The 13,922-nt window shown below is 42.4% G+C and carries 10 protein-coding genes, 2 tRNA genes and 2 other RNA genes; all 14 read right to left on the bottom strand.

Going from position 1 to position 13,922, the window contains the following annotated elements:
* Positions 1-52 precede the first annotated feature (52 nt).
* Positions 53-526 carry a hypothetical protein gene (locus tag B158_RS0107740; protein ID WP_018624796.1) on the bottom strand — a complete coding sequence of 158 codons (474 nt, stop codon included), beginning with the start codon at positions 524-526 and terminating at the stop codon, positions 53-55.
* A gap of 517 nt (positions 527-1,043) precedes the next feature.
* Positions 1,044-1,185, bottom strand: a non-coding RNA gene (locus tag B158_RS13325) — RtT sRNA.
* A 175-nt stretch (positions 1,186-1,360) separates the two neighbouring features.
* Positions 1,361-1,437 (bottom strand) — tRNA-Arg (locus B158_RS0107730).
* 162 nt (positions 1,438-1,599) lie between these two features.
* Positions 1,600-2,802, bottom strand: coding sequence for an efflux RND transporter periplasmic adaptor subunit (locus B158_RS0107725; protein WP_018624794.1), 1,203 nt, complete (start codon positions 2,800-2,802; stop codon positions 1,600-1,602).
* Positions 2,803-2,808: 6 nt separating this feature from the next.
* Positions 2,809-5,175 carry an ABC transporter permease gene (locus B158_RS0107720; protein WP_018624793.1) on the bottom strand — a complete coding sequence of 789 codons (2,367 nt, stop codon included), beginning with the start codon at positions 5,173-5,175 and terminating at the stop codon, positions 2,809-2,811.
* Position 5,176: 1 nt separating this feature from the next.
* Entirely contained in the window at positions 5,177-5,935 is a 759-nt protein-coding gene (locus tag B158_RS0107715) for an ABC transporter ATP-binding protein (protein ID WP_018624792.1), read from the bottom strand.
* A 195-nt stretch (positions 5,936-6,130) separates the two neighbouring features.
* Positions 6,131-6,382: a hypothetical protein gene (locus B158_RS0107710; RefSeq protein WP_018624791.1), complete on the bottom strand. Its 252-nt coding sequence runs from the start codon at positions 6,380-6,382 to the stop codon at positions 6,131-6,133.
* 184 nt (positions 6,383-6,566) lie between these two features.
* Positions 6,567-9,167 (bottom strand): AAA family ATPase, encoded by a 2,601-nt coding sequence (locus B158_RS0107705; RefSeq protein ID WP_018624790.1) that lies wholly within the window; start codon positions 9,165-9,167, stop codon positions 6,567-6,569.
* A 320-nt stretch (positions 9,168-9,487) separates the two neighbouring features.
* On the bottom strand, positions 9,488-9,700 hold the full coding sequence (locus tag B158_RS0107700) for an RNA-binding S4 domain-containing protein (RefSeq protein WP_018624789.1): 213 nt from the start codon (positions 9,698-9,700) through the stop codon (positions 9,488-9,490).
* A gap of 126 nt (positions 9,701-9,826) precedes the next feature.
* Positions 9,827-10,264 carry a hypothetical protein gene (locus B158_RS0107695; RefSeq protein ID WP_156823056.1) on the bottom strand — a complete coding sequence of 146 codons (438 nt, stop codon included), beginning with the start codon at positions 10,262-10,264 and terminating at the stop codon, positions 9,827-9,829.
* A 184-nt stretch (positions 10,265-10,448) separates the two neighbouring features.
* Positions 10,449-10,591: non-coding RNA, RtT sRNA (locus B158_RS13320), on the bottom strand.
* A 68-nt stretch (positions 10,592-10,659) separates the two neighbouring features.
* Positions 10,660-10,750, bottom strand: a tRNA-Ser gene (locus B158_RS0107690).
* 61 nt (positions 10,751-10,811) lie between these two features.
* Positions 10,812-11,027, bottom strand: coding sequence for a carbon storage regulator CsrA (gene csrA / locus B158_RS0107685; RefSeq protein WP_012801363.1), 216 nt, complete (start codon positions 11,025-11,027; stop codon positions 10,812-10,814).
* A 236-nt stretch (positions 11,028-11,263) separates the two neighbouring features.
* Entirely contained in the window at positions 11,264-13,897 is a 2,634-nt protein-coding gene (alaS, locus tag B158_RS0107680) for an alanine--tRNA ligase (RefSeq protein ID WP_026309305.1), read from the bottom strand.
* Between the last annotated feature and the right edge of the window lie 25 nt (positions 13,898-13,922).

The raw sequence follows: 13,922 nt of genomic DNA, 5'->3' as shown, positions 1-13,922 counted from the left end.
AATGTGCATCAAGAAGAGTGAAACTGTTGTGAAAAAGTAGCTGAGTACTATACTAATAATTGCCAAGTTGAGAGTTTTTATACTCGGAATAGGCCTTACTAAGAGAAGCTCTTAGCTGCCTAAGAGGCAGATACTCAACGCGATAATTGGAGTTAATCTTTCTCTCGGAGGTAATAACCTCTGATTCTGTACCAACTACATATAAGCCATCATACTCATCCCAGAACAGGTACATATTTGCTGGTTGATCAGAATATCCCTCAAATACCCTTTGCCCAGTTTTGTTGTTGCGCATGTCTTCGATATAAATAATATTTTTAAGCTTTTTTGAGTCATCACAACGTGATGTGTAATAAATTGCCTTCAATTCTTTAGAGTCGTTGTAAGCATCAATTTTGATTGAAGAAACACAAGTTGAATAAGTTTTAATATGACCTTCGCTCTTTAATAGATTGAAGATTAAAGTAGCGCACGCAGCTATGACTAGAAGTAAAATAAGTTTGAAGTGTTTTTTTATTATGGACACTATTAATTCCCTGAATTCTGATGAGACACACCGAATAGTAGAAACCTTTACCCTTAAAGTCAAAATGCTAATCGTTATTTTTTAAAGTTGCTGGATCCCGCGGTCAAGCCGCGGGATGACGAGGTTATTCTTAACTATATCGGCACGATACTTACTACTAAGTTGCTTGAAAATAACTGAAGCTTAAAAGGCTAGAAGACTGGATTTATTGGTCAAGTACTGTCATCCCGCGGCTTGACCGCGGGATCCAGTATCTTTGTAAGACAAGCGGCTCGAGAATATGACCGCCAGGACGGCGGGAATGCCAGAATTGCAGGAGCACATTCTGGCGAAGGATTACAACGTTGATCCGCTCAGGTTTCTCTTTCCTTCAGGCAATAAAAAACCCCGCATAGTGCGAGGATTCTTGAATAATGGCCGAATGTCAGAACTAGCTGGCTGGGTTAACAGTCAAGTATTGTCATTCACCACGGGCATTCCCTACGGTCTCCCGCGAAAGCGGGAATCCAATTCCTTTAAAATCTAAGCGAAGGATTACTGCGTCGCTTCGCTCCTTGCCCTACGGGCCATCGCCGTTGGAGATGTTGTCTCGCAACTTCGTTGCTCGGCTCGAACTTCTTCGGAGGTTCTCATCATTTCCTTTGCCACAACGAAAAAAGGCTTCCGGTTTAAGGGAAGCCTTTTGAATAATGGCCGAATGTGACCGCCAGGGACGGCGGGAATGCCAGAATTGCAGGAGCACATTCTGGCGAAGGATAACAACGTTGATCCGCTCAGGTTACTCTTTCCTTCAGGCAATAAAAAACCCCGCATAGTGCGAGGTTTCTTGAATAATGGCGCGCATGGAAGGATTCGAACCTCCGACCGCCTGGTTCGTAGCCAGGTACTCTATCCAGCTGAGCTACATGCGCATCTCGTTGTCGGGCGGTATTATGCCACCAGACTGTAATATGTCAACGGCCTTTTGTAATTTTTTCCTGAATATTTCAGTTTTTCACTTAACAGGCTGTTTTATAAACAGTTTTTGGTGAAAAACAATACAAAAAGGTCATTAATCAAACGACCCGACAATATTACCTTTTTCTAACAGTAACCGAAACCCCGTCTTCAATATCCTCGCTGGGGTTATAAATAAGCACATCTCCTTCGTTAACACCGTCCAAAATTTCTGCTTCTAACCCGTTTACTGCACCAACCTCCAATATACGTTTTACTGCAACGCCCTCCTCAATAGCAAACGTGACCCATTGCTTACCTTCTCGAACCATGGCGATTACCGGGACAATTAAACTATCAGGTTGTTCTCTCAGAATAATATCCACATCCAGCTGGTAGCCATGTCCGAGTTTCAGCCATTGCTCCTGAGGACTGGTGAAGTCGATATAAACATTAACTCTCTGTTCTTCTATCCCAAGGGCAGTCACTTTTTTATAGGCCATCGGCTCCACCTGCCTGACCACGCCTTCAAGAACCGTATCGCCGCCCCAACCTTTCATGTGGACTTTCTGATCCTTGGCGACTCTAACTGCTTCTGTAGAAATAAGCTCAACTTTGACTTCCAGGTCAGTTGGATCGCCAACATCCATGATAGGCTGAGCTGCATTAATGACACCCGCACTCTCTCTGTATCGAGTTAATACCACGCCATCAGCTGGCGATAACACCTGGCTGCATTCACACTTAGGCAGAAACTCAGACAATGAGGTGTCCAGCAACGCCTGAACACGCTCCAGCTCAGCTCTTCTTAATTGCAAAGTTGCCTGAGTAGCCTGTAGCTCCTGTTGCAAACTTTGATAAATTTTCTTAGCAGTATCATACTCACGTTCAGAAATTGCCTGGTCTTTATATAAACTCTCTGCTCGTTCAAGATCACTTTTGGCAAAGCTTAATTCGTTTTGCACCTGTCTCAATTTGGCCTGCGTCATTTCCAGTGCGGACTGGGCTGCATGCAACTCGGCTACAGCCTGTTTCTCGCTTCGCGGATCAAGAGGTTGCGAACGTAACGGCTCAATCTCAGCGACAACGGTTGTATTCGCCTCAACGGGATCACCCACCTCCAGCTCAACGCGGCGCAAATAACCAGTTATTGGTGCTGACACCTGGTAAATATTTTTAACCCGAGTCTCGCCGACTTCAGAAACCACTTCATAAAACTGGCCTTTAGTAACCGTTACCGCTTCGACTTCAATCGCTCTTGGCCAAAAACCATAAGCCAGCAAAGCAACCAAAATCGCCACTAACACAATCCATAACTTAAATCGCTTATTGATACCCATGAATAGTTATTCCTTGGTCTTTAATACTTCGATAAGGTCGAGGTGATGAATTCTTTTTACCACAAACAACGCAGACATCACTGAAGCTATGATCGCCACAATAACGGCATAGCTATAGGTATGGGGATAAATAATGATCGGGATCCTGAATAATTCAGTTTCAAATGCATAGCCCAATAACTGAGTCAGTCCCCATCCGACAAAACACCCTAAAGCCAATCCGATCAATGTCAGTAACCCTACCTCACATAACAAAATATAAGAGGTTTCACCTTTAGTAAAACCCAAAACACGTAAAGTGGCCAGCTCTCGTCCGCGCTCGGAAAGAGAAATTCGAATCATGTTATAGGAAACCCCAAACACCAGGATTGAGGATAGAACTATAAATATAAACATAAACACCAGCATACTCTCAGCAACCGTTTCATTAAATGCATCAAGCAACGATTGCTTCGTCATCAAGGCCGTAATAGCCGGAGACTCCTTAACTGCTTTATAAAGCTCGTCGTAATGTTGCGAATCAACCACAAGGTTAAGCATAAAATATTGGCCGACTTCCCCAAGCTCACGGTTGAGAGTTTTGAGGTTCATATAAGCTGGCAAGCCAATAAAAGTATCGAATATTCCAACAACGGGGTAATCTCGTCGCAACCCCGACTTATCCAGAAACTCAACATAAATCCGATCGCCAACGCCAATATTTAACTTCTCAGCCAGAATGCTTCCTATGACCATACCCTCTTCAGGCAATGCCACGACTTGTTCTGAATAGGTGTCGTAAATAGGCTGCAAGGTCGCATCCGATTCTAATCCGGTGATAGAGCCGCGGTGAGTTTTTGTGCCATTAATAAACTCTACAGAAACATAACGAAATGGCTCTGCTTCAATGACGCCAGGAAGCCGCTTAACCTGATACAAAGCCTCTTGTTTCTGGTTCTCATAAAAAGCCATGGTCATATCTTGCCGTTGCGCATCATTAAAAAATGAAATCCCTAAATACTTAATCGCATCTGACATCTGAATGGCTAACACCATCAGACCCACAGCAAAAGCAATTCCTATAACCGTAAAACTGGCTCTGAGCGGCTTACGAATAATTTGACGAACGGCAATCCGCGTTGGCTGATCGAGCCAGTGCTTAATATAAGGAGTATCGACAAAGCTTTTATGGTAGATATCAGGGCTTGGCGGAACCATCGCGACTGCAGGCGGTAATTGAACCACTCGAGCTATCGAGCCAACAATCCCTGAAAGTGCTGCTAAAACACTAACCCCCGAGCTGGCTATAAACGAGGTAAATGAAAAATCGTAAACCAGAAGTGGGAAACGGAAGAACTCCGCATACATTTCAGTATTCGCCTGACCAAGATAAGCGCCCGCGGCTAATCCAATAACAGCCCCCACAAAGCACATGACCAACACCATCTTGAAGTAATGGGCACCGACTTGAAGGTTGCTGTAACCAAAGGCTTTTAATAAACCAATTTGCTCACGCTCATTGGTGATCATCCGGCTTAGTACCATGTTCGTTAAAAAAGCCGATACCAGCAGGAAAATCACGGGAAAGATAATTGAGGTGGTTTTTAATTGCTGTATTTCATTATTAACGAACCAATAAGAAATCTGGTCATCGCGTAAATAAGAATTCCTGCCGCCGTAAGGCTCCAGAACCATATCAATCTGTTTTAATAAAGCCTGATGATCGGACACTGCGTCGAATTTAAAAGCAACATCATTAAATGCACCTTTCAGATCAAAGGCAGCCTCAAGTGAGCTTTGCCCCGCCCACAAAATTCCGTAGCGTGCGTCATCGGGCATTAAGGAACCTGGAGAAATGGAATAGATGTACTCTGGGCTCAACGCAATGCCGACAATCCTGAAGTAACGTTTTTTGCCATTCATCACCGCCGAAATTCGGTCGCTCAATTTCAAATTGTGCGCTTCAGCAAAAGGCTCATTCACAATCACCTCATCCGAAGCTCCCGGAGCAATCCAGCGCCCTTGCCTCAGGGCTAGCTGATTAAGCCTCGGTTGCCCCTGATCGGGAATGGAAGTCAGTAACCCCATAACAGGCTCATTGAAATCAGGCATATCGAGACTGGCATATTTTTTGATGCGCGTTTCGACCAGACTAATGCCCTCAATGGCTTCCAAACGTTGCTTGAAAGTATTAGGAACGCGAACGGCGCTGACAAAAGCATCGGCAAAATTATAGTCGGAATAATATTGTTCGGAGGTTTTCTGCAATGACTCCAGCGTAGTCAGAGCCATACTTAATGTAGCGATACCCGAGGCAATTACCAAAGCCACCGCAATCACCTGGCCCTTAACATGCCAGAGGTCGCGTAACAGCTTTAGATTGAGGGCTTTCATATCACCACTTCAACTCACGTGGCGACATACGGTTCGAATTGGTATGAATATCCGAAACCTTGCCATCCCGAAGCGTCACAACGCGATCAGCAATACCACCAACCGACGTATTATGGGTAATCACAACCGTTGCCGTACCCAGCTCACGATTGACCTGCTCAATAGCTTCAAGAACCAATATGCCGGTTTCATGATCGAGCGCACCCGTTGGCTCATCGCATAGCAGAATTTCAGGCTGTTTGGCAATCGCTCGGGCAATTGCAACCCGTTGCTGCTCACCCCCGGACAGCTGTGCTGGAAAATGGTCCTTACGCGGTAACAGACCCACCAACTCCAAAGCTTCTTCAGGTTTAATCGGATTCTTAGCAATTTCAGTAACCAGCGCAACATTTTCCAAAGCGGTCAGACTCGGAATCAGGTTATAGAACTGAAACACAAAACCTACATGCTCACGGCGAAAGCTGGTCAACAGCCCCTTACTTTCCGAGCTAATCAGACGGTCTTTGAAATACACCTCTCCCGATGTGGCAACATCCAAGCCACCGAGAATATTCAGCAAAGTCGACTTACCACTCCCCGACTGCCCCAGCAAAACCACCATCTCATGCTCAAACACCTCAAAATCAACGCCATCCAGCGCCTTAACCTCGACCTCCCCGGTCTTATAAACCTTGGTCAGATTACGCGCATGCAGCACAGGCTTAGACTCAGTTGATAGTGAATCCTGGTTTTCTACTTGATTAGATGTGATTTCTGACAAATCCAGATCCCTGATTAAAAAACAAACACCTTTGATTCATAGTAAGAATCGAGCCGAAAGATAGCAACAGAATTTTAATGGGGAATGAGGGTTGGTTGATTTAGGTCAGTTGGGGGGAATAAAAAGAGCTCTGTCATATTACAGAAGCTGAAATCACTCTAAATCAGACTAATGATTATATGTAGCCTCCGATGTCTATTGCAAAAATGCAACTTCATTTGCTTTCTTATAATCACCTACTTCGAGGGCTGCTATAAACATATCAAGTTGTTCATTTTGCATCTTTGCATAATCACTATTTTTGGAGCGAATGTCAGCATCATCAATGTAATGCCAAAAATGATGAAAATAATCCAGCTCTTCAAATACTGGAACAACATCATCAATTGAAGCTGTATTAGCTTGAAAGGCTTTTAATAATTTAAGAAATTCTTGAATCTTATCCATTTTATTTATGCCATGTGGTTAATGGTAATAGAGACCATTTTATAATTTCAGAGGTAAGTTCCTCGATCTCTCTAATAATTCACTCCGACCCCATTAATTATGTATTTGATTGATATTCCATGCTATCTACTTACACATAACGCTTCACTCTGCGGACGCGTTAGCGTTCCGCTGCAGTGACTTGTTATACATTTTTTTTATATTTCCTGATTTTTGTTCTTATTGTTTCGTACCTCTGAATCTCTTCATTGAGATGATAAGGCTCTGGCTTTTTGTAGGCATACTTGTCGCTATGGGTGTGCCCTTCCATATATCTACAACATTGAGCGAAACTATCAAGGAGTTCATTTATCAACGTCTCGTCAAAATAGACACTGGAAAGACTATCAACACTTACTCGTTCATTGTATCTCTGAACAACATTTTTGAATAAATCATTAATAACTAATACCTCATAGCAAGTACGTAAAGCGGTGAATCCACTTTTTACCAAAAACTCTCTTTGTTCGGGAGGGCATTCATCATTGTTTGCCCCAGTATAAAGTTTCTTTACAGGTTCAGCATTGCGGTAAACTTTTTCATAAGTTGGGGAATTTCTTAACCAAACTTGCCCAGGCTTTCCATTTCTATTTTCAATCCAGTGACATTCATGCAGAAGGCTCTTATCTGTAGAATAATTGATTAAACTGGAAACAAAGACTAAGTCATGCGTAAAAATGACAACCTGCTTGTTTTTGGAAATAGAAACAAGCCGTTCAGCAATAACACTTTTTCTTTCTTCGTCAAGAGAGTTGACAGGGTCGTCAAAAATGATTCCTTTATTGATTGTAGTGATATTGGTTTCTGCAATAAAATCGGCAAGTGCAATTACTTTTTGTTCTCCTTCGCTCAAAATTGCAGAAGGGTCTTTCCCTTTAAGGAAAAGTTGGCGATTTGATTGCGCGTCTGAGCTTTTTGCATCTATTTCAATTCCGAACTTTCCGTTCAGCTGTTCGCATTCATCATTAAATGCGTTGATATAATCGGTGTTGAAATATTCTTTTGACAAACGCTTTTCTGTATTGGTTGACTGTGACTTAAAGCTTTGTTTGTTGAATTGGTTGGCCTTGTTTACCCAAATTAAGTTTTTATTTAGTTTTTCAATATCAGCATATCGGGATTCTAGTTTCTCTTTATGAGCTAAATATGTTTTTTGTTTTAGCAGTTCTGCTAATTTTCTAGTTTGTTCATCTTCTTCAAACGCTTTAATGTCTTTATCAACCTTAACACTGATGACATCTAATAGACTTAAATCGAGTTGCACTTCAACTTGTGGTAAGTCTTTTTTTGCATTGATGCTTGAAATAAGCGCTTGGCTAATTGTTTCTTGATTTTTTAGTTCTTCTTTGAGCTTTGTTAAATCAGCTTCGAATTTTTCTTTTAACCAAACAGTCAGTGTGTCAGTCTCTGGAAACTGATTAAAGTCTAATTTTTCGTAGCCATCTTTAAATTTAACAAGCTTTTCGTTCGCTATTTTAGCTTCTTGTTCAGCCACACTTTTTATGTATTCCCAATAACTCCGTATCAGGTTTTTAGGTGTGTCATCGCTGATTGATTGATGACATAACAAGCAATTGTCTCCAATTTCAGGATATTCGCGCGCACCCTGAGTTGAAGCAAATTTTTCAGCCGCTTGAATGAACTGTTTCCATTCTGTAGAACCGATATTTTGAACTTTATCGGTTTTAAATTTTTCAATGCCTTCTTTTTTGGCGCTGTTTTCTTTTGTTTTGCAATCAGTTATGGCTGATACTACCGCAGCTAACTGCGTTTGATTGAACCATAAATTTAGAGTTTCTAAATTCTTTTTTCGATCTGCCAATTGCGTTTTTATGCTTTGTAATTCTTTGAGTGCTTTATCTTTTTGAGCGAGAGCGACTTTTAAGTCGTCATATTGTTTGTCCAGTTGAGTTTTCTTTTCTTTTTCCTCATCTGTATAAGGCAAATGTGCTTTTAACTCTTCCAGCCTTGAGTTATGAGAAAGCTGAGTTAAAAAAGATTTAATTTCAGATTCTCCCTGAAAAATATCATCATCGGCAAACGGGTTTGCCATACTTTTTTTCTGAACATCACTGTAAAGCTTTGCGTTTAATTTTTCTAAAGCTGCATTAAATTCATTAAACAACTGCAAGCCAGCAGGACGGAAACTAAAATCATTTCTTATACTAAGATGCTTCTTACCAATATCTCCATCAAAAACAGCAAATTGATTAAATATCCCGTTTCCAGCATCGCCAGGATACTTCAATGAAATACTAGTTCCATCTGAAGATAAATTAAATGTTGCAGAAACTGGTTTGTGCCCTGATTCAATATTGATGTTTTGAAGAATGTCCCCCTTATCTTTTGAGTAAAAAACATTTTTCAAAAGTCGAACATACCCAGACTTACCTGCACCATTAGCTCCATAAATGATAGTTAGACTTGGTGTTAATTCAATGGTTTGGTTTTCGGCAAGTGCATTAACGCCTTCAACATTTGTCAGAGAAGCAAAGTATAAATTTTCTTTAAAGTCATCAGAAGCATTTGGGTTGTAGGAAATGGAAATTTCGGCCTTGTCGGTTACTTCTTTAAGACCTAATTTTTCAAGCAAATAAGAATACGAAGTATCTATTATGGCATCTGTAATTTCATTGCCTGCTAAGATTTCAGAACACAGATATTTTGCCCAATACGGTTGAGAATTAGCAAACTCTTTAACTTCTGTTTCAAGGGTTTTTACTTCTTCTATTATATTAGCTTCCATATCTCACCAGTTTCTCTGTATAACATTAGATTACCGTACATCGCGGATAACCTTTTTATTTAAAATTAATTATTTTCAATATCCGTTTTTCCAGCTAATTCCCTATTAAACCGAACATTTCTGTTCTGGTATCTCTTCTAAGATCTCAGCTTCACTGCTATTTTGTGACGTGGTTAACACGTTATAATAGTCTGGTTTTTGCGTTTTGCAATAATTTTATTGATTAAATATTAATCGAACTTTGTATGCAAAGTGAGTTACAGACATAAAAAAACCTACCGAAGCAGGTTTAAGTAGTCTAATAGTAGAGTCAATTAGGATTATTTCAGTAAAACCTTGTATTCATCGTTCATAAATTCAATAACGTCACCTGACATGATTTTCTTCCGTTTTCTCTTCTCTATCTCACCGTTGACTAAAACCAGACCGTCATCGATTACGGCTTTTGCCTCGCCACCACTACTTACAATACCTTCGAACTTTAGTATTTTATAAAGCTCAACAGGCTCTTTTGTGATTTCTACTGTTTTCACTACATATCCCCTTCTGTATCAATTGATCGCATTACAAAATAATAACGGAGAACAGAGCATTGGAAATAGAGTTTTAGACATCCAGAAACATTACGCTTTTCTCAATCATTGAAACTACACCTGTTATTATAAGCTTATGGTAATTTTATTGGATGAAATTAATTCACTCCTAGGTACAGATCTGAACATATTCTTATACGTTGCAATAATATTATATTTTAGCCCTTCTTTTAAAAAATATCTTCTTTTCACATCTTCAATACTAATCTGAATACCTATTGAGTGATTTCGTTTAATTTCAATTGCATCAGTTTGTTTATTTGCAGCTAGTATATTTTCTTTATATTCATCCGTGTATTTATTCCCATTTTCATCCTCTATTATCAAGTCTATTTCATTAAATGGACCTCCACCCCATGACATTCGATTATTTACTTCTTGCAGAGTATTGCTTTCGTTAGTTATAGAGAAATAAAGGAAATTTTGATCTTTAAATAAAGTCGCTTTTAAATCCTGGCTTTCGGTAGCAAAGCAGTTTGTCACTAGTAATTGTATTATGAGCACACAAAGGAACTTCATGCTTTGGGGCCTCTCTGACTTGTATGGGATTCATAAATCGAAAATAGCTCGATCACTCTGAATACCATACGTCACACATATCTTTGCGGTCAATAACTCCTTTCAGACAACATATAGCACACATAAACTACAGGCATAAAAAAACCTGCCGGAGCAGGTTTAAAGAAACTATTTTTGAGGGAGGGATTACTCGCGCTTAGCGCTCGTCCTTAGGATCATCGCAACTTCGTCGCGATGTTGTCTCGCAGTTTTCTTCGAAAAACTGCTCGGCTCGAACCCGAGGGTTCTCAGCCCTCCCTTGCGATTTTGCAATCGCATCCGTGCAACATATAAAACCTGGATATAAAAAAACCTGCCGAAGCAGGTTTTAAACAATCTAATGGCGGTGAGGGAGGGATTCGAACCCTCGATACCGGATTAGGGTATACTCCCTTAGCAGGGGAGCGCCTTCAGCCGCTCGGCCACCTCACCTTTAGTGCGGACGGAATGTTACCTTATTTAAGATAAATTGCAACACTCCTTTTCCACTTTTTTAATAATATTCGTTATCGTCTGATGAACCGCCTTGATAACCTTCCATTTGCTTTTCATGTTGAATGCGCAAATAGATTTCTTCGCGGTGTACAGCAACTTCTTTAGGTGCGTTGATACCGATGCGAACCTGGTTTCCTTTAACGCCTAAAACAGTAACGGTGATTTCATCACCAATCATAAGTGTCTCACCGACACGACGGGTTAAGATTAACATTCCAATCTCCTACATTTCCTGTAGCTCAGAAATTCGGCAATCATTGCTTATTTCCTCGCCATCTACAAATCGTCTGTACAGTTTACATACAAAGTTGAAGCGACGGATTCTATCAATATTCCCCGCACAACTCTACTTTTTTGTGAGTAGACTCACAAAGTTACCTAATTAGGATAATCCGATACACAGTGTTTGTATAGCAGAAGGCCTGGGAGCAGGCCTTCATCTGGATCAATTTAGCTTAAACGCTCAGTTACCCAAGGCTTAACGCTATCAAGGGCTGCCGGTAGTGCTGCTGGGTCTTTACCACCTGCCTGCGCCATGTCTGGGCGACCACCGCCCTTGCCGCCTACTTGCGAAGCGACCATGTTGACCAGCTCACCGGCTTTAACTTTGCCGGTTAAGTCTTTGCTGACGCCAACAATGACACTGACCTTCTCGTCTTCAGCAATGCCCAGCACAACGATGCTGGAACCCAGCTTGTTCTTAAGCTGATCCTGAATTTCGCGAAGCGCTTTGGCTTCAACGCCTTCTAATTTAGCAACCAGCAATTTAACGCCATTAATCTCTTCGGCCTGGCTGGCTAAATCGCTACCTTGAGAGGAAGCTAACTTGCTTTGCAGCGCTTCGATGGTTTTCTCGAGCTGACGGCTTTTATCCATCAACTGATTCACTTTATCGGCAATCTGCGAAGGTTCTGATTTAAGCAGCTTACCAATCGATTGCAGGCTGGATTCTGCGGACTGCATCCAGTTCACCGCGCCTGCGCCTGTGGTCGCTTCGATACGACGAATACCGGCGGCAATGCCTGACTCAGAAAGAATCTTGAATGCGCCTATGTCGCCGGTGCGTTTAACGTGCGTACCACCACATAACTCGACAGAGAATGGCGACATGGTCAACACTCGAACTTCATCACCATACTTTTCGCCGAACAAGGCCATTGCGCCCTGCTCTTTAGCTTCGTCCATCGACATAACCTGCGCTTCTACCGCATGGTTTTCATAAATCTTTTGATTGACCAGGGCTTCGATCTGACGCAGTTGTTCCTGCGTCACTGGCTCAGGGTTAGAGAAGTCAAAGCGTAAACGCTCTGGGCCAACCAATGAGCCTTTCTGGGTTACGTGTGTTCCAAGAATGTCGCGTAGCGCTGCGTGTAATAAGTGAGTCGCAGAGTGATTACGCATGGTGTGCTGGCGACGCTCGGCATCAACGAAAGCCTGCAATTCTGATTCGTTGGAGATTGAGCCTTTTTCCATGTAACCGATATGCGCGATGGCATCACCCAGCTTTTGGGTGTCTTCAACTTTGAAGCTGGCGCCACAACCCATCAGCTGACCGGTGTCGCCCACCTGACCACCCGACTCGGCGTAGAATGGGGTTTTAGCCAGAATGACGATGCCCTTCTCGCCTTCTTCAAGACGCTCAACTTCCTGCTCACCTTTCAGCAAGCGAGTCACGATCACATTCTGGTTAACGTAATCGTAACCGGTGAATTCGGAGCGCTCATCAATACTGAAGTTATCGTTGTAGTCGGTGCCGAAGTTACTGGCTGCACGAGCACGTTCACGCTGCTCATTCATGGCTTTCTCGAAACCATCCCAGTCGACCTCAAGACCTTTTTCACGCGCGATATCAGCGGTTAAGTCTTGCGGGAAACCATATGTGTCATACAGTTTGAATACCGTTTCGCCGGAAATGGTTTTGCTGTTGTTCGCAACCAGTTCGGCAATATCCTGATCAAGAATCTGCATACCTTTATCCAAAGTACGCGCAAATGCTTCTTCTTCTTTGGCCAGGACTTTTTCAATCAATTCCTTATGCTCCACCAAGCCTGGATAAGCTTCACCCATGACATCAATTAGCGGTTGCATTAACTTGGCAAAGAAAATGCCTTTGGCGCCAAGCTGGTGGCCATGACGAACGGCACGGCGAACAATACGACGTAACACATATCCACGCCCTTCATTGCTCGGCACAACCCCATCAAGCACTAAAAACGCGCAGGAACGAATGTGGTCAGCAATAACACGCAATGACTTGTTATCAAGGTCTTTAACCTTCAATAGTTCTGCCGTTGATTTGATAAGGTGCTGGAACAGGTCAATTTCGTAGTTACTGTGAACGCCTTGCAGAATAGCAGCAATACGCTCAAGGCCCATGCCGGTATCTACAGACGGTTTCGGTAATGGTTCCATGGTGCCGTCTTTGTGACGGTTGAACTGCATGAATACCAAGTTCCAGATTTCGATAAAGCGATCACCGTCTTCTTCAGGCGTTCCTGGAGGGCCGCCCCAAATGTCTTCGCCGTGATCATAGAATACTTCGGTACAAGGTCCGCAAGGGCCTGTATCGCCCATCGCCCAGAAGTTATCAGAAGCGTAACGCTCGCCTTTGTTATCGCCGATGCGACTGATGCGGTCAGCTGGGAAGCCAATATCATTGACCCAGATATCGAAGGCTTCATCGTCTTCTTCGTAAACGGTCACCCAAAGCTTTTCTTTAGGCAGTTTGAATTCTTCGGTCAGTAGCTCCCAGCAATAAGCAATGGCTTCTTTCTTGAAGTAATCACCAAAGCTGAAGTTGCCCAGCATTTCAAAGAAGGTATGGTGGCGCGCGGTATAGCCGACATTTTCCAAATCGTTATGTTTACCACCGGCACGAACGCAACGCTGCGATGAGGTGGCGCGCGTATAGCTACGCTTATCAATGCCTAAGAAACAGTCTTTGAACTGCACCATGCCCGCGTTGGTAAATAACAATGTTGGGTCATTGGCAGGAATGAGCGGGCTGCTTTCAACGATGTGATGCCCTTTATTTTCAAAGAATGTCAGGAAAGCGTTACGAATTTGGTTAGTTGTCATACTCACGGTGATAACCTATTACCTTATTTGA

This window comes from Kangiella aquimarina DSM 16071 (assembly GCF_000374105.1).
Taxonomy (GTDB): domain Bacteria; phylum Pseudomonadota; class Gammaproteobacteria; order Enterobacterales; family Kangiellaceae; genus Kangiella; species Kangiella aquimarina.
The sequence above is the reverse complement of the archived record's forward strand: the minus strand, read 5'-3'. Positions and strand labels throughout refer to the sequence as shown.

Bases quoted from the DNA above. Each gene is read 5' to 3' on its own strand.
- B158_RS0107720 (WP_018624793.1), bottom strand. From the start codon at position 5,175: ATGAAAGCCCTCAATCTAAAGCTGTTACGCGACCTCTGGCATGTTAAG.
- csrA (WP_012801363.1), bottom strand. From the start codon at position 11,027: ATGTTAATCTTAACCCGTCGTGTCGGTGAGACACTTATGATTGGTGAT.
- B158_RS0107705 (WP_018624790.1), bottom strand. From the start codon at position 9,167: ATGGAAGCTAATATAATAGAAGAAGTAAAAACCCTTGAAACAGAAGTT.
- B158_RS0107725 (WP_018624794.1), bottom strand. From the start codon at position 2,802: ATGGGTATCAATAAGCGATTTAAGTTATGGATTGTGTTAGTGGCGATT.
- B158_RS0107710 (WP_018624791.1), bottom strand. From the start codon at position 6,382: ATGGATAAGATTCAAGAATTTCTTAAATTATTAAAAGCCTTTCAAGCT.